General features: G+C 55.0%; 18 protein-coding genes. 11 read left to right on the top strand and 7 right to left on the bottom strand.

Annotated features, from left to right (window positions below):
* Positions 1-13 precede the first annotated feature (13 nt).
* The gene (gene rimL / locus AC07P6_RS16765; RefSeq protein WP_304258807.1) at positions 14-580 is read left to right on the top strand and encodes a 50S ribosomal protein L7/L12-serine acetyltransferase; all 567 of its coding nucleotides are present in this window, start codon (positions 14-16) and stop codon (positions 578-580) included.
* Between the two features lie 238 nt (positions 581-818).
* Here rimL and ydcK read toward each other — a convergent pair whose 3' ends face one another.
* The gene (ydcK, locus tag AC07P6_RS16760) at positions 819-1,799 is read right to left on the bottom strand and encodes a YdcK family protein (RefSeq protein WP_434658999.1); all 981 of its coding nucleotides are present in this window, start codon (positions 1,797-1,799) and stop codon (positions 819-821) included.
* A 110-nt stretch (positions 1,800-1,909) separates the two neighbouring features.
* Between ydcK and tehA the strand changes: the two genes are divergently transcribed.
* Both tehA and tehB read left to right on the top strand, forming a co-directional pair.
* Positions 1,910-2,908, top strand: a complete 999-nt coding sequence (gene tehA, locus AC07P6_RS16755; protein ID WP_478313794.1) for a dicarboxylate transporter/tellurite-resistance protein TehA — start codon at positions 1,910-1,912, stop codon at positions 2,906-2,908.
* Between the two features lie 2 nt (positions 2,909-2,910).
* Positions 2,911-3,507: a tellurite resistance methyltransferase TehB gene (gene tehB / locus AC07P6_RS16750; protein WP_478313793.1), complete on the top strand. Its 597-nt coding sequence runs from the start codon at positions 2,911-2,913 to the stop codon at positions 3,505-3,507.
* Here the strand turns inward: tehB and pepT are convergent.
* Complete coding sequence (gene pepT, locus AC07P6_RS16745; RefSeq protein ID WP_478313792.1) at positions 3,504-4,733, bottom strand: peptidase T; 1,230 nt, start codon at positions 4,731-4,733, stop codon at positions 3,504-3,506. The genes tehB and pepT overlap by 4 nt on opposite strands.
* A 113-nt stretch (positions 4,734-4,846) precedes the next feature.
* Here pepT and AC07P6_RS16740 point away from each other — a divergent pair, with 113 nt between their 5' ends.
* Together AC07P6_RS16740 and AC07P6_RS16735 are read left to right on the top strand one after the other, a co-directional pair.
* Positions 4,847-6,439 (top strand): ABC transporter substrate-binding protein, encoded by a 1,593-nt coding sequence (locus AC07P6_RS16740; protein ID WP_478313790.1) that lies wholly within the window; start codon positions 4,847-4,849, stop codon positions 6,437-6,439.
* 135 nt (positions 6,440-6,574) lie between these two features.
* The gene (locus tag AC07P6_RS16735; protein ID WP_182238418.1) at positions 6,575-7,243 is read left to right on the top strand and encodes a DUF3313 domain-containing protein; all 669 of its coding nucleotides are present in this window, start codon (positions 6,575-6,577) and stop codon (positions 7,241-7,243) included.
* 157 nt (positions 7,244-7,400) lie between these two features.
* On the opposite strand, the gene AC07P6_RS16730 is transcribed toward AC07P6_RS16735, so the two are convergent.
* Positions 7,401-8,297 carry a DMT family transporter gene (locus tag AC07P6_RS16730; protein ID WP_478313789.1) on the bottom strand — a complete coding sequence of 299 codons (897 nt, stop codon included), beginning with the start codon at positions 8,295-8,297 and terminating at the stop codon, positions 7,401-7,403.
* Positions 8,298-8,479: 182 nt separating this feature from the next.
* Between AC07P6_RS16730 and AC07P6_RS16725 the strand changes: the two genes are divergently transcribed.
* On the top strand, positions 8,480-9,346 hold the full coding sequence (locus tag AC07P6_RS16725) for a helix-turn-helix domain-containing protein (protein WP_478313788.1): 867 nt from the start codon (positions 8,480-8,482) through the stop codon (positions 9,344-9,346).
* Here the strand turns inward: AC07P6_RS16725 and AC07P6_RS16720 are convergent.
* A complete protein-coding gene (locus tag AC07P6_RS16720) occupies positions 9,326-10,492 on the bottom strand; it encodes a benzoate/H(+) symporter BenE family transporter (protein ID WP_478313787.1) in 1,167 nt (388 codons plus the stop codon). The two genes, AC07P6_RS16725 and AC07P6_RS16720, sit on opposite strands and share 21 nt — an antisense overlap.
* 184 nt (positions 10,493-10,676) lie before the next feature.
* On the opposite strand from AC07P6_RS16720, the gene AC07P6_RS16715 reads away from it, so the two are divergent.
* Both AC07P6_RS16715 and AC07P6_RS16710 read left to right on the top strand, forming a co-directional pair.
* On the top strand, positions 10,677-11,213 hold the full coding sequence (locus AC07P6_RS16715; RefSeq protein ID WP_181482361.1) for a helix-turn-helix domain-containing protein: 537 nt from the start codon (positions 10,677-10,679) through the stop codon (positions 11,211-11,213).
* A 248-nt stretch (positions 11,214-11,461) separates the two neighbouring features.
* Positions 11,462-13,426 carry a peptidase U32 family protein gene (locus AC07P6_RS16710; RefSeq protein WP_478317028.1) on the top strand — a complete coding sequence of 655 codons (1,965 nt, stop codon included), beginning with the start codon at positions 11,462-11,464 and terminating at the stop codon, positions 13,424-13,426.
* Positions 13,427-13,591: 165 nt separating this feature from the next.
* Here AC07P6_RS16710 and AC07P6_RS16705 read toward each other — a convergent pair whose 3' ends face one another.
* From AC07P6_RS16705 to AC07P6_RS16695, 3 genes are read right to left on the bottom strand one after another with little or no spacing between them, the layout of a single operon-like run.
* Positions 13,592-13,717, bottom strand: coding sequence for a DUF2474 domain-containing protein (locus AC07P6_RS16705; RefSeq protein ID WP_182238427.1), 126 nt, complete (start codon positions 13,715-13,717; stop codon positions 13,592-13,594).
* Entirely contained in the window at positions 13,717-14,727 is a 1,011-nt protein-coding gene (gene cydB / locus AC07P6_RS16700) for a cytochrome d ubiquinol oxidase subunit II (protein ID WP_478313786.1), read from the bottom strand. The genes AC07P6_RS16705 and cydB overlap by 1 nt, the downstream gene beginning before the upstream one ends.
* Positions 14,727-16,124, bottom strand: a complete 1,398-nt coding sequence (locus tag AC07P6_RS16695; protein WP_182238431.1) for a cytochrome ubiquinol oxidase subunit I — start codon at positions 16,122-16,124, stop codon at positions 14,727-14,729. Before AC07P6_RS16695 ends, cydB begins: the two co-directional genes overlap by 1 nt.
* Positions 16,125-16,522: 398 nt before the next feature.
* Between AC07P6_RS16695 and AC07P6_RS16690 the strand changes: the two genes are divergently transcribed.
* The 3 genes from AC07P6_RS16690 to AC07P6_RS16680 all read left to right on the top strand — a co-directional run bounded on the left by AC07P6_RS16690 (position 16,523) and on the right by AC07P6_RS16680 (position 20,725).
* Positions 16,523-17,935: an aminotransferase-like domain-containing protein gene (locus tag AC07P6_RS16690; protein ID WP_478313785.1), complete on the top strand. Its 1,413-nt coding sequence runs from the start codon at positions 16,523-16,525 to the stop codon at positions 17,933-17,935.
* A 614-nt stretch (positions 17,936-18,549) separates the two neighbouring features.
* Complete coding sequence (gene ydcS, locus AC07P6_RS16685; RefSeq protein ID WP_478313783.1) at positions 18,550-19,695, top strand: putative ABC transporter substrate-binding protein YdcS; 1,146 nt, start codon at positions 18,550-18,552, stop codon at positions 19,693-19,695.
* A gap of 19 nt (positions 19,696-19,714) precedes the next feature.
* Positions 19,715-20,725: an ABC transporter ATP-binding protein gene (locus AC07P6_RS16680; RefSeq protein WP_478313781.1), complete on the top strand. Its 1,011-nt coding sequence runs from the start codon at positions 19,715-19,717 to the stop codon at positions 20,723-20,725.
* Position 20,726 lies beyond the last annotated feature (1 nt).

Raw genomic sequence — 20,726 nt, 5'->3', positions numbered from 1 at the left:
GTAAGAGTGCGCTATGTCTGCTGAAAACACCCCCATGCAAGAACAAATCCCCGTGACCGACGCGCTTTCCCTGCGTGCTGTTGATGAACGTCACGTCACTGAGTTGCACCAACTGGTGATTAAAAACCAGCACTGGCTTCAGCAATCGCTGAGCTGGCCCGCTGAGGTCAGCCACGAAGATGAAACCCGTCGCCACGTGCAGGGCAACGTAATGCTGCATCAGCGCGGCTACGCTAAAATGTTTTTGCTCTTTTTGCATGAAGAGATTATCGGCGTGCTGTCGTTTAACCAGATTGAACCGATTAACAAGACCGCGTATATCGGCTACTGGATTGACGAAAGTCATAATGGACAGGGGCTGCTTTCTCAGGCGCTACAGGCTTTTATGGATTATTACGCTCGCAGCGGTACGGTTCGCCGGTTCGTGATCAAATGCCGGGTGGCGAACCATAAGAGCAATCAGGTAGCGTTACGCAATGGTTTTACGCTTGAAGGGTGTCTGAAGCAGGCCGAGTTCCTCAACGGTTCGTATGATGACCAGAATATCTACGGGCGAATTATTGATTGTGATGGGCAATAAAGCTGAGGTTCTTCCCGGAGGCGATGCTACGCATCTGTCCGGGCTACAACCCCCACAGACCGCCCGGACTCGTAGCCCGGGGGCAAGGCTTACAAAAAACCGACTATGGGCGTGCGGGTAATATGCTGGTTCTTCCCGGAGGCGATGCTACGCATCTGTCCGGGCTACAACACCCACAGACCGCTCGGATCCGTAGCCCGGGCATGGCGCGTTGAGCGCCGCCCCCGGGGAGTAAGGCTTACAGAAAACCGACGATTGGCGTACGGGTAATATGCTCGTCGCCGCTAATAACCTTTGCGCCTCGAATGTGAATGGCATCGCCAGCGCTTGCCTCAACTCGTGCGCCGTCGCGAATTGCCACCTGATGTTCAATTATCACATCACCACAGATAGCCGCGTTTCCCTCTATTAACACCTCATCATCAAGCAGGATTGGCCCACCGCGCAGGTGCGCATGGCCGCCGACCATCACCCGGTGCTTAAGCAGACAGTTTCCCTCTACGATTGCATTTTCCGCGACCTGCGAGCTGTAACGCAGGGTTGGAATGGCGTCCTCTTCGCGCCCGGCGATAATCCGCGCGTTGCCGTAGACCCTGGCGTTATCACAAACCCAAACATCGTTCTCGTCGTTACCTTCCAGTCGGGCATTGTCAAAAATCTCCGCTCGATGTTCGACGAACGCGTGTTCAACAAAGGCATCACCGTAAATTTGCGCCTGATGGACAATCCGCGATGTGCTGACCGTCGCCCGCTGATAAATACGCAGGATCTTATCATTGTCGGCGGTGAGCCCCTGAGCGGCGATAATCAGGCAGTGGGGGAGGATCCGCGCGTCGTCCGCCAGATGGCAACCCCCCCGAATCCGGGATGATTCTATCGTGACGTTGTCACTTATTCGCGCGTGATAGCTGATGTGTACGCTATCCAGGCGGGCATTATCGCTAATGATGACGCCGTGACCGATCACGCACTCGCCGGTCAACCGCGCGTTGCCCTCAATCTTCGAACCATCAAAAACGGCGCTATTGGCATCATAAATCCAGCATTCTCCACTGTGGCTCAGCGCCTCTTCATCGTCCAGCCAGCCGCCTTCGTCCCCGACTTTCACGTCAGCGAAATCACGCAAGGCGACAATTTGCCGCAGATTTGCGCTATGTTTGTTCCCGTCCTCTTCATAGTGAAACTGGCGAACCTTCTCACTGAGGCAATATTTGCGCATCGGACTTTCTCATTACGTATGGTTAACATAAAGATAGCAAAAAACTCCGTAGCGCGTTTTTGAAGGTTCTTTTAAAATGCAACTTAAGATAAATTGAAATATTAAACAAAATGAATAAAAACCAGAATAAGAGTCAGGTATTGAATTTACCGGCGGGTTACTTTGGCATGGTGCTGGGCATTATCGGTATGGGCTTCGCCTGGCGCTATGCCAGTACCATCTGGCCGGTGAGCCGGGTTATTGGTGACGGGCTGGTGATTCTGGCGATGGTCATTTGGGCGCTGCTGGCGGTCGCGTTTATTTCGCGGGCGCTACGTTTTCCGCATAGCGTACTGCAAGAGATACGTCACCCGATCGCCAGCAGCTTTGTCAGCCTTTTTCCGGCGACCACCATGCTGGTCTCCATCGGCTTTGTGCCATGGCTGCGATCGCTATCGCTGGTCCTGTTTAGTCTTGGCGTGGTGCTACAGCTCGCCTATTCTGCCTGGCAAAGCGCCGGGCTATGGCGGGGGCAACACCCCGGAGAGGCAACGACGCCGGGTCTCTACTTGCCGACGGTGGCAAACAACTTTATTAGCGCCATGGCCTGCGGCGCGCTGGGTTTTAACGACGCCGGGCTGGTATTTCTTGGTGCTGGGATCTTCTCGTGGCTCAGCCTGGAGCCGGTGATTTTGCAGCGCCTGCGCAGCGACGGCGAACTACCGACCGCCATGCGAACCTCGCTGGGCATTCAACTGGCCCCGGCGCTGGTGGCGTGCAGCGCCTGGCTGAGCGTCAACGGTGGGGAAGCGGATACCTTTGCTAAGCTGCTGTTTGGCTACGGCCTGCTCCAGTTGCTGTTTATGTTGCGCCTGATGCCGTGGTATTTGCGCCAGCCGTTTAACGCGTCGTTCTGGAGCTTCTCGTTCGGTATCTCCGCGTTGGCGACCACCGGGCTGCATCTCGGTCATACCCATCCCAACGGATTTTTTCATGCCCTGGCGATGCCGCTGTTTATCTTTACCAACGTCATTATCGGGCTACTGCTGATTCGTACCTTCCTGCTGCTGATGCGCGGCAAACTGCTGATTCGCGTCGATCGCGACACGTTATTAAAAAATAAGGATTAACCATGACTCTTCGTGATGAAAACTACTTTACCGATAAATACGGCATGACCCGCACCCACTCGGAAGTGGTGCATGCCGCTACGCTGATCGCGCCGGGCAAGACGCTGGATCTGGGCTGCGGTAACGGGCGCAATAGCCTTTATCTGGCGGCTAATGGCTTTGACGTTACCGCATGGGATAAAAACCCGGCCAGCATCAACAATCTTGAAAGTATTCGTCAGGCGGAAGGGCTGGAGAACCTGCAGGCGGCGATTAAGGACCTTAACTCGCTGAGCTTTGACGGCGAGTATGATTTTATTCTCTCCACCGTGGTGATGATGTTCCTTGAGGCAAAGACGATCCCGGGGCTTATTGATAACATGCAGCGCTGCACTAAAGCAGGTGGATACAACCTGATCGTCGCGGCGATGGATACTGAAGACTATCCGTGCACCGTTGGCTTCCCGTTTGCCTTTAAACCGAAAGAGCTGCGTAATTATTACGCGGGTTGGGAGTTCCTCAAGTACAACGAAGACGTCGGCGAACTGCATCGCACCGACGCCAACGGTAATCGCATTAAGCTGCGTTTCGCCACTATGCTGGCGCGCAAACCGATTTAACGCGCGGCCAGCAGACAGAGCTGTAACGCGGTCTGATAAGAGGCCTCAAAGGCGCGTAGCGGCAGAAACTCAAACTTCGAGTGGAAGTTGTGCGCGCCGGTAAAGAAGTTTGGTGTTAATACTCCCTTTGCCGATAGCGCCGCGCCGTCGGTGCCTCCGCGCATCGGCGTCGGTTTCGGCGTGATCCCTAAGCTTTCCATCGCCTCAAACATCAGATCGATGGCCCGGCGATCTTCGCCAATCGCATTGCTGATGTTGCTATAGGTATCGCTGACGTGGAATTCGACGCTGCCGGTTGGATACTGCGCGGCGATTTTCTGCGCCACTTCGCCAATCTGCTGCTTGCGACGGTTAAAACTTTCAAGGTCAAAATCGCGAATGCTGGCCTGTAGCAATGTGCTGTTTTGATCGCCCTGGATACCGTTAAACCAGACGTAGCCTTCGCGTCCGGCGGTATGCTCCGGGGTTTGCTGGCGGTCAAAATGGCTCATGTAATCGGTTGCCATTAGCAAGGGATTGACCAGCACACCCTTTGACGACATCGGGTGGGCGGTGACGCCGGTAAAGCGGATTTCCGCTGCTGCGGCGTTAAAGTTCTCATAGACGATTTCGCCCAGCTCGCAGCAGTCGATAGTCCAGGCGAAGTCGACGACAAAGCGGGAAAGATCCAGCGCTTTGGCCCCGCGCAGGCCAACTTCTTCATCCGGGACAAACGCGACAACGATATCGCCGTGGCGATGCTCCGCCGTCAGGTTTTCCAGCACCGTCATCACCACTGTCACGGCGGATTTATTATCGGCTCCGAGTACGCTGGTGCCGTCGCTGAAAATGATCTCTTCACCCGGATAAGCGGAGATTTCCGGATGTTCCGCCACTCGTAGCCAGATATCTTTATCAGTATTTAAACAGAGATCTTCACCCGTAAAGCGCAGAATTTGTGGATGAATATCCGGCGACAGGCCGACGTCGACGGTATCGATATGGGTAATAAAGCCAATCCGCGGCGCGCCGGGAACATTGCCTTTTTTAACCGCCGTGACGGTAGCGTGTTCGTCAATCACGATTTCATCCAGGCCCAGCTGTCGTAACTCATCGGCAAGCTCCTGCGCCATCGCGTGTTGTCCCGGCGTAGTGGGCAGGGTGGTCGCGCGCGGGTCGCTCTGGCTGGTTATCGCCAGATAGCGGAAGAAGCGCTGGGTTAATTGACTGGCTAGCGGAGATGACATAGTGATTCCTTCTTTATTTGTTTTTTCAGGTGTTTGCAATGAGGCTTTAGTGTTATGTATGAACGGCAAAACAACAAGCTATTCATTAGCTGACAAATTAAAAAGGAAAGCATATGCAACGCAGATTCACGACGCTTGCTCTGGCATTAGCCGCGCTGACGGCCAGCTCGGCTATTAGCGCAAAAACGCTGGTCTACTGTTCCGAAGGATCGCCGGAAAACTTCAACCCTCAGCTCTACACCTCTGGTACCAGCGTGGATGCCAGCGCGGTGCCTGTCTACAACCGGTTGGTCGATTTTAAGGCCGGGACCACCGAACTGCTGCCGAGCCTGGCAGAAAGTTGGGAGGTCAGCGAAGATGGCAAAGTTTATACTTTCCATTTACGTAAAGGCGTTAAGTTTCAGAGTAATAAATATTTTAAACCGACCCGTGATTTTAATGCCGACGATGTGATTTTCTCTTTTATGCGGCAAAAAGATCCTAACCATCCTTATCACAATGTCTCCAGTGGTAATTATTCCAATTTTGAAAGTCTCGAGTTTGGTCAATTAATTACCAATATCGATAAGCCGGATGAATATACGGTTCGTTTTACGCTCGCCCACGCGGAAGCGCCGTTTGTTGCCGATCTTGCCTGGTATTTCGCCTCTATTTTATCGGCGGAATATGCCGATGCGATGTTAAAAGCCGGGACGCCGGAGCGGGTGGATATGGACCCGATTGGTACCGGTCCGTTTAAACTCGCCCAGTATCAAAAAGATTCGCGCATTCTTTTTACTGCTTTCCCGGAATACTGGCAGGGGAAGGCCAATATCGACAGGCTGATCTTCAGCATTACTCCGGATGCCTCAGTACGCTATGCCAAGCTTGAGAAGAATGAGTGTCAGGTGATGCCGTTCCCCAACCCGGCTGATTTGCCGAGGATGAAAGAGAACAAAGATATCAATCTGATGAGCAAAGCGGGTCTCAACACCGGCTTCCTGGCATTTAATACCCAGAAAGCGCCCCTTGATAACGTCAAAGTTCGTCAGGCCTTAGCCATGGCGATCAATAAACCGGCGATTATTGAAGCGGTATTCCACGGTACCGGTACGGCGGCAAAAAACCTGCTGCCGCCCGGCGTGTGGAGTGCGGATAGCAATCTGAAGGATTATGAATACGATCCACAGAAGGCTAAAGCTCTGCTGGATGAATCGGGAGTTGCAGGTCCGATCACTATCGACCTGTGGGCGATGCCGGTCCAGCGTCCCTATAACCCGAACGCCAAACGTATGGCCGAGATGATTCAGGCCGACTGGGCGAAAATCGGCGTGCAGACCAAAATCACCACCTATGAGTGGGGTGAATATTTAAAGCGCGTGAAGGATGGTGAGCATCAGGCGGCGCTGATGGGCTGGACGACGGCTACCGGCGATCCGGATAACTTCTTCGGCCCGCTATTTACCTGTCAGTCGGCAAACGGCGGTTCTAACTCTGCGAAATGGTGCTATCAGCCTTTTGACAAGCTGATTACTGAAGCTAAATCGATAACCGATCGCCAAAAACGCGAAGCACTCTATCTCCAGGCGCAGCAAATGATGCACGACCAGATGCCAGCGGTGATGATTGCTCATTCGACTATTTTTGAACCGGTGCGTAAAAACGTTTCCGGCTATGAAATAGATCCTTTTGGCAAGCATATTTTTTATCAGGTGGATATAAAATAAATACAATGAGAACCCGCTGGCAACAGCGGGTTTATTTTATCCAGGTACTTGACGTACCACCTTTTTTGCCACAAAACTTACCCCTGTATTTTGCTATAACACGTGCCGATAGATTACATTTACAGGGATTAACCTATGCGTACTCAGTTATTTTTTAAGGTCGCCGCGCTTGCTGGCCTGTTAGCGTTAGCCGGCTGCTCATCAAAACTCGCTAAACCCGAACAATATTCCGGTTTTTTAAAAGATTACTCAAACTTAAAAGAAACCACCTCCGCTTCCGGTAAACCGGAGCTGCGCTGGATTTCTCCGGATTATAATCCGAGCAATTACGACAACGTTGTTTATAACCCGATCACTTATTATCCGGTACCAAAACCGACGACGCAGGTTGGCGAAAAGGCATTGGCCGATATCTTAAATTACACCAACAAAGAGATGAAACAGGCTATTTCCGAGCGTAAGCCGCTGGCAACCACCGCAGGTAAACGCAGCCTGATCTTCCGTGGTGCCATCACCGGCGTGGATTCCAGCAAAGAAGGCCTGCAGTTCTATGAAGTCATCCCGGTGGCGATGATTATCGCCGGTACTCAGGCGGCAACAGGCCACCGTACCATGGATACCAACCTGTACTTTGAAGGTGAGCTGATCGATGCGGCGACTAAAAAGCCGGTCATCAAAGTTGTGCGCAAAGGCGAGGGTAAAGATCTCTCCAATGAAAATACGCCGTTAACCGTCGATACCCTGAAGCAGGTTATTGATGATATGGCGATTGACGCGGTTAAATTCGACCCGAACAACCGCTAAGTCAGTTTTATCAATTAAGAAAGGCGCTATGAGTTGATAGCGCCTTTTTAATTACTGGTAGTCAGTCATCGACTGGCGGCTGAACTCGGTTTTTGTAGGCCAGGTAAGGCGCCAGCCGCCACCTGACAAGAATGCAGCACCGGTCGTCCCAATTTACCTATGCCAGCCTGCGGCGCAGGAACCACTGCTCAGGACGAGCAAACATCACCAGATTCCCGACCAGAATCAGCGCCAGTCCAGCCACGGCATTGCTATGCCAGACATATCCCTCATAAAACGTCGAGATTGTCAGCGCGACCAGCGGAAACAGCAAAGTACTGTAAGCGGCTTTGCTCGCGCCAATTCGGCCCACCAGAGTGAAATAGGCGCCGAAGGCGATAACGGAACCAAATAGCGACAGATACAGCAGCGCGCCCATATAGCTGAACGTCCACTGCGGCGTAAAATTATCACCGCGTACCAGAGCAATGGCACCCATCACCAGCGTGCCGTAAAGCATGGCCCAGCTGTTGGTCGTTAACGTCTCCAGACCGCGGCGCTGGTGGCGAATGCTGAGCATATTCCCCAGCGAAAAGCCGTAGGTTCCTAGCGCGCTAAGCGCGATGCCGAATAAGAGCGACGCATTCAGGCCGTTGGCCCATAAATCATCCCAGAACAGCGTAACGATACCTGCCAGGCCCAGCGCGGCGGCCAGCCAGAAGCGACCCGGCGGCTGCTGGCGGAAAAAGAGAAAGCTGTTAATGGCGTTAAACAGCACCGCCATGGAGAATATCACCGACTCAAGGCCGGTATTGATATACGCGGCGGCGGTATAGAAACACCAGAAGTTAAAGCAGAATACGCAGCAGCCCTGTAGCAGGCAGAAGAGATGGTCGCGTGCGGCCAGCGGGCGCAGACGGCGGGTGACCAGAAGAACGGTCAGCATCGTGACGCTGGCCAACGCAAAGCGCCAGAAAATGGACACCGGCGCGGCGACCGGTCCTTGCTGCAAAAAGATAGCAATCCACGTCGTGCCCCAGATAACGACGACTAATCCGTAGAGTAATGCGTTCAAAATGTCTCTCCCGTGAGTGTTGTATCCGTCATTCTGACGCCTTAGGCTACGCCGTGCTGTCATCAGCCTGTTGCTGACTTGCAAATTCTTGCGCTTATTTTTGGTTATCGGCGGGTGAAGGCTGGTATCTGCCTGCGACTCTTCATAGACTGGATGCCTGCAGAATCCGAATTGTGAAGGCTATGGCTTACGGGACTTTCGAAACATTGCGTCAAAAAAATGCCGTGCTGCGGGAGACGGTGAAGCTTAACTCCGGTATTCAACTGGCGGCCTGGTATAACAATCTCGATACTATAACGGTACAAAGCGATCACCATACCCTGAGCTTGTATGTTGCCGATGGTTATGAAAGCTACCAGAAAACCGCTCATGGCTGGAAAAACGGCGGCGGGCCGGACCGTTTCTGTCTGATGCCGAAAGGTGATGAGAGCACCTGGGATATTCGCGGCGACCTTTCGTTTGTTCATCTGTACTGCACGGACGAGCATTTGCGCCGGGTTGGCGAGCAGATTTGGGACCGCAGCCCAGCCTCATTCACCTTGCAGGAAAAAACCTTCTCCAGTGATGACAAAATTACCGCCGTCTATCGCCAGTTTCTGCTGGATAACGACTGGCAGCAACAGGCGAACCAACTCACGCTAAGCTCCGCCAGCACGTTGCTACTGACGCATCTTATCCAGAATTACTCTAACGTTCAGTGGCGTTTGCCTACCGTGACCGGCGGGCTAGCACCGCATATCTTGCGCAATACTGTGGCGTGGGTTGAGGAAAATCTGGACCAGCCGCTGACGCTGGCGGATCTGGCCCGGGAAGCAGCGCTGAGTGAGTACCATTTTGCGCGGATGTTCCGCCAGTCGATGAAAATGGCACCACATCAGTACGTCATGCAGCGCCGTATGTTCAAAGCGCAGGAACTCATCTGCCGAAGCGTTCTGCCATTAACTGATATTGCGATGGCCTGCGGTTTCAGCTCCGCCAGTCATTTTAGCAACCGGGTTAAAAGCGCCACTGGCCTGACGCCATCACAGCTACGGGCGGCGCAGCGTTGATAGCAGAACATAGCTGACGCCGCCGAGCATCAGTCCCCAAAAAGCAGATCCAATGCCCGCCAGCGTCACGCCGCTGGCGGTTATCAGGAAAGTCACCACCGCCGCATCGCGTTCATTTTCATGGTTTAGTGCCTGAAACAGACTGCCACCAATGGTACCGAGCAGCGCCAGCCCGGCAAGCATCTGGATCCACGCCATCGGCAGCGCTGCCATCAGCGACGTAATCGAGCCACCAAATATCCCCGCCAGCAGATAAAAAATGCCTGCCGCCGCCGCTGCAAGCCAGCGTTTTTGCGGTTCCGGATGGGCTTCCGGGCTCTGGCAAATGGCGGCGGTAATCGCCGCGATGCAGATGGAATACACGCCAAACGGTGACAGCAGCAGCGCCAGGCCGCCGGTTGCCACGATCAGTGGTGAAGCGGGGACCCGATAACCCGAAGCCTGAAGCGTGGCGAAGCCGGGGGCGTTTTGCGAAGCCATGGTGACGAGGAAAAAAGGCAAACCGACGCTAAGCAGCAGCGCAGGAGTAAACACCGGAGCAATATAAGAAGGGGCAACAAAACTCAAATTTATCTGTGACGTTGTCACATCTCCGTTTAGCCCGGCTACCGCACCTCCCACTAACAGTGCGGCTACCACGGCAAAGCGGGGAAACCAGACTTTGCACAATAGCCAGGCGGCCAGCATACCGCCGCATAACAGCAAATTCCCTTGCAGACTGGCGAAAGCCTGCATGCCAAAGCGCAGCAAAATCCCGGCCAGCATCGCCGCCGCCAGCGAATGAGGAATGATCTTCATCAACCGGGCAAAGAGGCCAGTGACGCCGCAAAGTACGATTAAGGCGTTGGCAAAAATAAAGACGCCAACCGCCTGCGCCAGCGTGACTCCTTGCAGGCCGCTGACCAGTAGCGCTGCACCGGGAGTTGACCAGGCCGTAAGAACAGGAACCTTTTGCCACATGGTTAACGCCAGGGTACTGACGCCCATTCCCAGGCCTAATGCGGTCATCCAGCCGGCGATTTGCGTGGCATCGGCTCCCGCGGCGGCAGCGGCCTGCCAGATGATGGCGGCGGAGCTGGCATAGCCGACTAATACGGCGACAAATCCGGCAAGCAGCGTCGGAAAGGGTATGGTAAATGTGCGCATGAGTATCTCTTGTGCGTTATAGCGGTCGATGTAACTTAACACTGTGCGCTATAACGTACAACTGGCTTTCTATTGGCACGGATCTGGGAAGGTAAACCGGTACTTGTAACAGCTGAATGACTATACGCCCTGTAGAATCAGGTGAATATGCGTATAATTCCCTCAGATATTATTGGGAGGTGGAATGAATATTGCGCAACATCTGTCTGCGACCCTAAAAGCGTTGCGCCAACAGCGCGGTTGGAGTCTGTCGCGACTAGCGGAAGAAACCGGCGTATCCAAAGCGATGCTGGGCCAGATTGAACGTAATGAGTCCAGCCCGACGGTCGCCACGTTGTGGAAGATTGCCACCGGCCTGAACGTGCCGTTCTCCGCGTTTATCGTGGCTGATGATACCGCCGCACCGGCCGCATTTGACCCGCAGCAGCAGGCGATGGTGGTGACGCCAATATTTCCCTGGGACCCGGTGCTACGATTTGACCATTTCTCCATTACCCTGGCCCCCGGCGCGCTGAGTGAGTCTACGCCCCATGAGCAAGGGGTTATCGAGCATGTGGTGGTGATTAGCGGCGTGCTGGATCTCTGTTTGCAAGGCGAGTGGTTGTCGTTGCAGCCCGGTGAGGGGCGGCGTTTCGCCGGTGACTTAGCCCATGCTTATCGCAATAGTAGCGTGCAGACTGCCCATTTCCATTCGCTGATCCACTACCCGAAAGAAAAATAAAAAAGCCGCGAGCGAACTCGCAGCCAGGCAAATGACTGAGACAGCAAATCACAACGTGACGAGGAAAATCCGGAATACGTGATAACTGTATCCTCCGGCGCTTTTTCTGGGAAATACCTTTTCCTTCAATGCTTTGCTGAAAACCGAAAATTCCCCCTGCGACGGCGGCGGAAAATGTTTTAGTCTGCGCGTAGTTCTGACTACAATAGCCGCCATTTCGACCCCCTATAATGGATAACGACGAGCGTATGCGCCTGCAAAACCATCATCTTGAACTTCTCAGTCCTGCCCGCGATACCGCGATCGCTCGTGAAGCGATTATACACGGTGCCGACGCGGTCTATATCGGCGGACCGGGCTTTGGCGCGCGCCACAACGCCAGCAATAGCCTGAGCGATATCGCCAGCTTGGTGCCTTTCGCTCATCGCTACGGCGCGAAAATATTCGTGACGTTGAACACCATTCTTCATGATGATGAGCTGGAACCGGCGCAGCGCCTGATTACCGACCTGTACGAGACCGGCGTCGATGCGCTGATAGTTCAGGACATGGGGGTGATGGAACTTGATATTCCGCCGATTGAACTGCACGCCAGTACCCAGTGCGACATTCGCAGCGTCGAGAAAGCAAAGTTTCTCTCCGACGTCGGTTTTAGCCAGATTGTTCTCGCTCGCGAGCTGAATCTTCAGCAGATCAAGACCATTTACGATAACACCGACGCGACCATTGAATTCTTTATTCACGGCGCACTGTGCGTGGCTTATTCCGGCCAGTGCAATATTTCCCATGCGCAAACCGGGCGCAGCGCCAACCGCGGCGACTGCTCGCAGGCTTGTCGCTTGCCGTATACCCTGAAAGACGATCAGGGCCGCGTCGTGGCCTACGAAAAGCATCTGCTGTCGATGAAAGATAACGACCAGACCGCCAACCTGGCGGCGCTGATCGATGCGGGCGTGCGCTCCTTCAAGATTGAAGGTCGCTACAAAGATATGAGCTACGTGAAGAATATCACCGCGCATTATCGCCAGATGCTGGATGCGATTATTGAAGATCGCGGCGATCTGGCGCGCGCTTCCGCCGGTCGCACCGAACACTTCTTTATTCCTTCAACCGATAAAACCTTCCATCGCGGCAGTACCGACTATTTTGTTAACGCGCGTAAAGACGATATCGGCGCGTTTGACTCGCCGAAGTTTATCGGCCTACCGGTGGGCGAAGTGCTGAAAGTGGGGAAAGATTTTCTCGACGTCGACGTGACTGAGGCGCTGACTAACGGCGATGGTCTGAACGTGATGATCAAACGTGAAATCGTCGGTTTTCGCGCCAATACGGTAGAAAAAACCGGCGAAAACCGCTATCGCGTATGGCCGAATGAAATGCCCGCCGACATGTACAAAGTGCGCCCGCACCAGCCGTTGAACCGCAACCTCGATCATAACTGGCAGCAGGCGTTGCTGAAAACCTCCAGCGAACGTCGAATCGCGGTGGATATCGAACTGAGCGGCTGGCAGGAACAGCTGGTCTTAACCATGACCAGCGAAGAGGGCGTGAGCGTTACCCACACTCTTGACGGCGAGTTTTCTGAAGCAACTCAGGCCGAGAAAGCGCTGGCGAACCTGCGCGACGGCGTGGCAAAGCTAGGCCAGACGATTTACTACTCGCGCGCTGTGCAGGTTAATTTGCCGGGGGCGCTGTTTGTGCCGAACAGTCTGCTTAATCAACTGCGTCGTGAAACGGTAGAAATGCTGGATGATGCACGACTGAAGGCCGTGGTGCGAGGAAGCCGTAAGCCGGTTTGCGTGCCGCCGCCGGCCTATCCGGAAACGCATCTGTCGTTTCTGGCGAACGTCTACAACCATAAGGCCCGCGAGTTTTATCAGCGCTATGGCGTACAGCTGATTGATGCCGCCTATGAAGCGCATGAAGAGAAGGGCGACGTGCCGGTGATGATCACCAAGCACTGTCTGCGCTTTGCCTTCAACCTGTGCCCGAAACAGGCCAAAGGTTCGATTAAGAGCTGGAAAGCGACGCCAATGCAGCTGATTCATGGCGATGAAGTGCTGACGCTGAAGTTCGATTGCCGCCCGTGTGAAATGCACGTCATTGGCAAGATGAAAAACCATATCCTGAAAATGCCGCTGCCGGGCAGTATTGTCGCTTCCGTCAGCCCGGACGATTTGCTAAAAACTCTGCCCAAGCGCAAGGGTGCCTGATAGCGGGCTCAGATTGCAGACAAAGTGCACCTCTCTGGAATTGCCCGGTGTCGGCTAACGCCTTACCGGGCCTACGGGGAATTCGTAACATGATGATATTGTAGGTTTTGTAGGCCGCGCAAGGCGCTAGCCGCCGCCCGGCAGACTTGCTGTCGGGCGGCGGTATCAAACCCTTAATCCCGCCGCCGTCATCAGCAATCGAAATCCCATGCTCACCGCCGCCAGTGCCAGCACGCTGCCGCCCCACAGGGCAATCATCCACAATGTTCTTTTAAGCCATAATCGTTGCATCAGTGGTACCCCTCGCCATGTTGAACTTTGCCGCGAAAAACGTAGTAGCTCCAGAAGGTATAGCCAAGGATCACCGGCAGAATCAGCAGCGCCCCGACCAGCATAAAGCCCTGGCTCTGCGGCGGCGCGGCGGCCTGCCAGAGGGTGATGCCCGGCGGAATAATATACGGCCAGATGCTAATTCCCAGACCGCTAAAGCCGAGGAAAATCAGTCCTAGCGTCAGGACAAAAGGCAGCAGATGGCTGGCGCTATTACGCAGTGTTCGCCATAGCCAGGCGCTTATCGCGGCGACCAGCAGCGGTACAGGCAGCAGGAAGAAAAGGTTAGGCAAGCTGAACCAGCGTTGGGCTATAGCCGGTTGCGCCAGCGGAGTCCAGATGCTGATTGCCGCAATAATGACCAATAGCGCCAGTAGTAGGCCGCGTGCGGCAACGCGCATTTTTCGTTGCAGCGAATTCTCGCTTTTCATCACCAGCCAGCTGGCACCCAGCAGCGCATAGGCGATGCACAGACCCAAACCGCAGAACAGAGTAAACGGTGTGAACCAGTCAAACATCCCGCCGCTGAAGCTGCGGCCGCTGACCGCGAAGCCGTTGATCACCGCGCCAACCACCATGCCCTGGGTGAAAGTCGCCAGAATCGAACCGCCCATAAAGGCTCTATCCCAGAACGGACGGTGTGATGGCGTCGCGTTAAAGCGAAATTCAAAGGCGACGCCGCGAAAGATAAGGCCGATCAGCATCAGGGTGAGTGGGATCGCCAGCGCGTCAATAATTACCGCGTAAGCCAGCGGGAAAGCGCCAAACAGCCCCGCGCCGCCGAGCACTAGCCAGGTTTCATTGCCATCCCAGACCGGTGCGACGCTATTTACCATCACATCGCGGTCTGCAGCATCCCGTGTGGTGCTGAATAAAATGCCAATCCCCAGGTCGAAGCCATCCATCACGATGTACATCAGGGTGGCAAAGACGATAATGACAAACCAGATAACCGATAAATCGATACCCATTAGTGGGACTCCTTCTGCTGTACACCGTCTGTCGCGGCGGAAAGCGGGCGTGCTGGCGTTCCTGAGGTAGCCGGTTGCGCTTCCTGCGGGCCTTTACGAATCAGGCGCAGCATATAGCTATAGCCGACGCCAAATACCGAGCTGTAAACCACGATAAAGGTCAGCAAGCTGATGGACATATGCAGATCGCCGTGAGCGGAAACGGCATCGGCGGTGCGCTGTACGCCGTAAACTACCCACGGCTGACGACCCACTTCGGTGGTGACCCAACCCGCCAGAATGGCGATGAGCCCCGATGGTCCCATCCACAACGCAAAGCGCAGAAAGGGTTTTGAGTGATACAGACGACCGCGATAGCGCAGCCACAGGGCCAGCGCGCCGAGCAGAATCATCAGCATGCCAAGCCCGGCCATCAGGCGGAATGACCAGAAAACAATGGTGGAGTTAGGTCTGTCTTCCGCGGCGAACTCCTTCAGCGCGGGGACCTGTTTGTCCAGACTGTGGGTGAGGATCAGGCTACCGAGAGCCGGAATTTCCAGACCGTAGCGAGTGCGTTCCTGCTGCATATCCGGCCAGCCGAACAGCAGTAGCGGGGTCGGCTCTCCGGGAATATTCTCCCAATGGCCCTCAATCGCGGCAATTTTGGCGGGTTGATGTTTGAGCGTGTTCAGCCCGTGCATATCGCCGATCATCGCCTGAATGGGGGCGACAATCAGCGTCATCCACAGCGCCATAGAGAACATAGCACGCACCGCGGGCGTGTTATTGCCGCGTAGCAGATGCCACGCTGCCGACGCGCCGACGAACAGCGCGCTGCTGAGAAAAGCCGCCACCGACATATGTAGCAGGCGGTAAGGGAATGACGGATTAAAGATAACCGCGAACCAGTCCACCGGCACGACCTGGCCGTTGACGATTTCAAACCCCTGCGGCGTTTGCATCCAGCTATTGGAGGCGAGGATCCAGAAGGTGGAGATAATCGTCCCCAGCGCCACCATACAGGTGGCGAAGAAGTGCAGACCAGGGCCGACACGGTTCCAGCCGAACAGCATCACGCCGAGGAACCCGGCTTCAAGAAAGAAGGCGGTCAGCACTTCGTAAGTCAGCAGCGGGCCGGTTATGCTCCCGGCGAACTCTGAAAATCCGCTCCAGTTGGTGCCGAACTGGTAGGCCATCACCAGCCCGGAAACCACGCCCATCCCGAAGTTAACGGCGAAGATTTTCGACCAGAAATGGTACAGCGAGCGCCAGGTTGGATTTTTGGTTTTTAACCATAACCCCTCCAGCACCGCCAGGTAGCTGGCCAGGCCTATGGTGATGGCGGGAAAGATAATATGAAATGACACGGTGAAGGCAAACTGGATCCGCGCCAGGTGGAATGCATCAAGACCGAACATGCAGAACTCCGCAACAAAATTGATTCAGCGCAATTCTAGGCTTCACCCAGGTCAGGTTGCAGGAACAGAAACGCTGTTTTTCCCTATAACAGTTAGGTTCTGTTATGAAATTTTGGCAAAACGCAGGATGGATATCTCCCGGTTCGCCGGGCTACAGATTTACCGCTGTCTGCGGATTGGTAGCCCGGGCAAGGCGCGTCAAGCGCCGCCCCCGGGAAAAACGCGCTGAGAATTGGTGAATTTCCCGGAGGCGATGCTGCGCATCTGTCCGGGCTACAGATTTACAGCCGCCTCTGGGAATGTGTTGTTTCACTACACACCATAACAGTTTTTATAAACTGCCATTATTTATCATCTGATATATCATTGGTTACAAGAATGATAAACCGGACCCGACGATGAAAAAGTACCAGCAGCTGGCGCAGCAGCTTACCGAACAGATTGCGCTTGGCGTATGGCTACCTGGCGACAGGTTGCCGTCGCTGCGCGAACAGGTGGTGAGTAGCGGGATGAGCTTTATGACCGTCAGCCATGCCTATCAACTGCTGGAAAGTCAGGGACGGATTATCGCCCGCCCGCAGTCCGGCTATTATGTTGCGCCTCAGCCGATCAAACAGCGTCAGCCGGAGCCGCCCGCACAGGTAACGCGCGATGAAGCGGTGGATATCAACACCTATATTTTTGATGTGCTACAGGCCAGCAGACGAGCGTCGATGCTGCCTTTTGCCTCGGCCTTTCCCGACCCGCGGCTGTTCCCTTTGCCGCAGCTTAACCGCTCGCTGGCGCAGGTGAGCAAAACCGCCACCGCCATGAGCGTGATTGAAAACCTGCCGCCGGGTAACGATGAACTGCGTCACGCCATTGCTCGCCGCTATGCGCTGCAGGGAATGAATATCTCTCCGGACGAAATTGTGATTACCGCCGGGGCGCTGGAGGCGTTGAATCTCAGCCTGCAGGCGGTGACGGAACCGGGTGATTGGGTGGTGGTGGAAAACCCCTGTTTCTACGGCGCGCTTCAGGCACTGGAGCGGCTGCGCCTGAAGGCGCTGTCGGTGGCGACCGATGTGAAAGAGGGGATTGATCTTGCCGCGCTGGAGCAGGCGTTACAAAACTATCCTGTCAAGGCCTGTTGGCTGATGACCAACGGTCAGAACCCGCTTGGCTTCACGCTCAGCGCGGAGAAAAAAGCGCAGTTGGTCGCTTTGTTGGCGCGCTATAACGTGGTGTTGATTGAAGATGATGTTTACAGCGAACTCTATTTTGGCCGCGAGAAGCCGCTGCCGGCGAAGTACTGGGATCGTGATGACATGACGCTGCATTGCAGCTCATTTTCTAAGTGCCTGGTACCCGGGTTTCGCATCGGCTGGGTGGCGGCGGGCAAACACGCCCGGCGTATTCAGCAATTGCAGCTCATGAGCACGCTCTCCACCAGTTCGCCGATGCAGCTGGCGCTGGTGGATTATCTCTCGACCAAGCGCTATGACGCGCATTTACGGCGGTTGCGCCGACAGCTTGCCGAGCGCAAACAGCTGGCCTGGCAGGCGCTGCTTCGCCATCTTCCCGCCGAAGTCAAAATCCACCACAGCGATAGCGGCTATTTTCTCTGGCTCGAACTGCCCGCCGGGACAGATGCGGGAGAGTTGAGCGCCCGCGCGCTGGCGTATAACATCAGCATCGCCCCGGGAAAAATGTTTTCCACCACCGCCAGCTGGACCTCGTTTTTCCGTTTTAATACCGCATGGGGCTGGGGTGAAAGAGAGGAGCAGGGTGTGAAGCGGCTGGGTGAACTGATCCGCGAGATGCTGAAGTAGCTTGAGGCGGATAACAAACCTGTTTTAGCCATGGTTCTCGCATTTCTGCCGAGTGGCGGCTAGCGCCTTACACGGCCTACAAAACCCATATTTCGGTAGGCCCATGCAAGCGAAGCGCCGCCGGGCAATTCCAGAGGTTCGCACTTGGTTAGTCGTCTGGAGCAACTGAAGTCACTTTTGTTTATTTCCAGTCGACTATCCCGGCCCGTAAAATAAGCCGGGCATTATGCTGGTTATTATTTTACCGCGACTAACAATAGGAAATTCGCATAGTCGTATTACCCCGCTAACTCCTTGTCTATAATCCACAAAGTTATATCATGTTAATTAATTGTTGCGTAATGCGCCCTTTGTCACAACCTGAATAAATTTCCCCAGGGGCCTAAGCGCGCCGTCTACTGTTATTAAGAGCCTATCCCATTAGGGCTATTTTACTTGCCATTTTGAACCTGGGCAGTGCTCGAAATCCTCACGTACTACGTGTACGCTCCGGTTTCTCCGCGCTGTCCGCGTTCAAACTGCCTGCGACAATAACGCCTACTGGGATAGGCTCCAAGGGAGATATTTTTACGGCACGGCTGCCGCTAATTTTCTTGTGACAGGAGTAAGACCCGATGAGCAAAAAAATTGCCCGTGGCAGCCTTTGTGTGCTGGGTATGGCCTTCCTGACGGCGCAGGCCGCCGAGCCGCCGACGTCTCTGGATAAAGGAGAAGGGCGTCTCGATATTATCGCCTGGCCGGGATATATCGAACGCGGCCAGACGGATAAAAGCTACGACTGGGTAACCCAGTTTGAAAAAGAGTCCGGCTGCCAGGTGAATGTGAAAACCGCCGCCACCTCCGATGAAATGGTCAGCCTGATGGCTAAAGGCGGCTACGATCTGGTGACCGCTTCCGGCGATGCGTCCCTGCGCTTGATTATGGGCAAGCGCGTGCAACCGATTAACACCGCGCTGATTGCCAACTGGAAAACCCTCGACCCGCGCGTTGAAAAAGGCGCGTGGTTTAACGTCGGCGGGAAGGTATACGGTACCCCGTATCAGTGGGGGCCCAATCTGCTGATGTACAACAACAAAACCTTCCCGACGCCGCCGGATAGCTGGGACGTGGTATTTGTGAAACAAAACCTGCCGGACGGCAAAACCAATCAGGGGCGCGTGCAGGCCTATGACGGGCCGATTTATATTGCCGATGCCGCGTTGTTCGTCAAAGCGACCCAGCCGCAATTAGGGATTGATGACCCCTATCAGCTTACCGAAGCGCAGTATCAGGCGGTGCTGAAGGTTCTTCGCGATCAGCATGGGCTGATTCACCGATACTGGCACGACACTACCGTACAAATGAGCGATTTTAAAAACGAAGGCGTCGTCGCTTCCAGCGCCTGGCCCTATCAGGCCAACGGTCTGAAGGCGGAAGGCCAGCCGATCGCCACCGTCTTCCCGAAAGAGGGAGTCACCGGCTGGGCGGATACCACCATGCTGCATAGCGACGCCAAACATCCGGTTTGTGCCTATAAGTGGATGAACTGGTCGCTGACGCCGAAAGTTCAGGGCGACGTCGCTGCGTGGTTTGGTTCGCTGCCGGTCGTCCCGCAGGGCTGTAAAGCCAGTCCGTTGCTCGGGGAAAAAGGCTGCGAGACCAATGGCTACAATGAGTTTGCCAAAATTGCGTTCTGGAAAACACCGGTCGCTGAAGGCGGAAAATTCGTTCCTTACAGCCGCTGGACCCAGGATTACATCGCGATTATGGGCGGTCGTTAAGTCGCCGGAGGCGAAGAACATGTACGCGGTTGAGTTTGATAATGTCTCGCGCCTGTATGGCGACGTGCGGGCGGTGGATGGCGTCAGTATCGCCATTCGCGACGGTGAGTTTTTCTCGATGCTGGGGCCGTCCGGCTCCGGCAAAACCACCTGCCTGCGGTTAATCGCCGGGTTTGAACAGCTTTCCGGCGGGGCGATCCGTATTTTTGGCAAACCGGCCAGCGAACTACCGCCGTGGCAGCGCGATGTGAATACCGTTTTTCAGGATTATGCGCTGTTTCCCCATATGTCGGTGCTCGACAACGTTGCCTACGGGCTGATGGTCAAAGGGATCGGCAAAAAGGAGCGGCATGTTCGCGCGCAGGAGGCGTTGGAAAAGGTTGCGCTCGGTTTTGTCCAGGCACGCAGACCTTCTCAGCTTTCTGGCGGTCAGCGCCAGCGGGTGGCGATTGCCAGGGCGCTGGTCAATCAGCCGCGCGTCCTGCTGCTGGATGAACCGCTCGGCGCGCTGGATTTAAAACTGCGCGAACAGATGCAGGTTGAGCTGAAAAAACTGCAACAGGCGCTGGGCATCACCTTTATTTTTGTCACCCACGATCAGGGCGAGGCGCTGTCGATGTCCGATCGCGTTGCGGTGTTTAATAACGGGCGAATTGAACAGGTTGATGCGCCGCAGGACCTCTATTTGCGGCCCAAAACAGCGTTTGTTGCCGGGTTTGTCGGGACCGCCAACGTCTTTAGCAGCGAACGTGCGCAAAAACTGTGTGCGATGGCCGGGGCATGGTCGCTACGCCCGGAACACATTCGCCTGAACGCGGCGGGGGAAATTCAGACGCAGGGCGTAGTGCAGGCGGTGCAGTATCAGGGGGCGGCGACGCGCGTCGAACTGAAGCTGACCGATGGCGAAAAGCTGCTGGTGAGCCAGGCAAATATTGATGGTCACGCCGCGTTAAACGCGCCGCCGGTGGGGCAAACGGTAATGGCTTCGTGGTCGCGAGCAGCGATGGTGCCTCTGGAAAGCGGCGGCTGAC

Source organism: Klebsiella sp. GFKo11, from assembly GCF_056490265.1.
The sequence above is the reverse complement of the archived record's forward strand: the minus strand, read 5'-3'. Positions and strand labels throughout refer to the sequence as shown.

Coding starts and splice junctions, on each gene's coding strand:
- AC07P6_RS16740 (WP_478313790.1), top strand. CDS start 4,847: ATGCAACGCAGATTCACGACGCTTGCTCTGGCATTAGCCGCGCTGACG.
- cydB (WP_478313786.1), bottom strand. CDS start 14,727: ATGGGTATCGATTTATCGGTTATCTGGTTTGTCATTATCGTCTTTGCC.
- AC07P6_RS16735 (WP_182238418.1), top strand. CDS start 6,575: ATGCGTACTCAGTTATTTTTTAAGGTCGCCGCGCTTGCTGGCCTGTTA.
- ydcK (WP_434658999.1), bottom strand. CDS start 1,799: ATGCGCAAATATTGCCTCAGTGAGAAGGTTCGCCAGTTTCACTATGAA.
- AC07P6_RS16720 (WP_478313787.1), bottom strand. CDS start 10,492: ATGCGCACATTTACCATACCCTTTCCGACGCTGCTTGCCGGATTTGTC.
- tehB (WP_478313793.1), top strand. CDS start 2,911: ATGACTCTTCGTGATGAAAACTACTTTACCGATAAATACGGCATGACC.
- tehA (WP_478313794.1), top strand. CDS start 1,910: ATGAATAAAAACCAGAATAAGAGTCAGGTATTGAATTTACCGGCGGGT.
- AC07P6_RS16710 (WP_478317028.1), top strand. CDS start 11,462: ATGCGCCTGCAAAACCATCATCTTGAACTTCTCAGTCCTGCCCGCGAT.
- AC07P6_RS16725 (WP_478313788.1), top strand. CDS start 8,480: ATGGCTTACGGGACTTTCGAAACATTGCGTCAAAAAAATGCCGTGCTG.
- AC07P6_RS16680 (WP_478313781.1), top strand. CDS start 19,715: ATGTACGCGGTTGAGTTTGATAATGTCTCGCGCCTGTATGGCGACGTG.
- AC07P6_RS16715 (WP_181482361.1), top strand. CDS start 10,677: ATGAATATTGCGCAACATCTGTCTGCGACCCTAAAAGCGTTGCGCCAA.
- AC07P6_RS16705 (WP_182238427.1), bottom strand. CDS start 13,717: ATGCAACGATTATGGCTTAAAAGAACATTGTGGATGATTGCCCTGTGG.
- pepT (WP_478313792.1), bottom strand. CDS start 4,733: ATGTCATCTCCGCTAGCCAGTCAATTAACCCAGCGCTTCTTCCGCTAT.
- ydcS (WP_478313783.1), top strand. CDS start 18,550: ATGAGCAAAAAAATTGCCCGTGGCAGCCTTTGTGTGCTGGGTATGGCC.
- rimL (WP_304258807.1), top strand. CDS start 14: ATGTCTGCTGAAAACACCCCCATGCAAGAACAAATCCCCGTGACCGAC.
- AC07P6_RS16695 (WP_182238431.1), bottom strand. CDS start 16,124: ATGTTCGGTCTTGATGCATTCCACCTGGCGCGGATCCAGTTTGCCTTC.
- AC07P6_RS16690 (WP_478313785.1), top strand. CDS start 16,523: ATGAAAAAGTACCAGCAGCTGGCGCAGCAGCTTACCGAACAGATTGCG.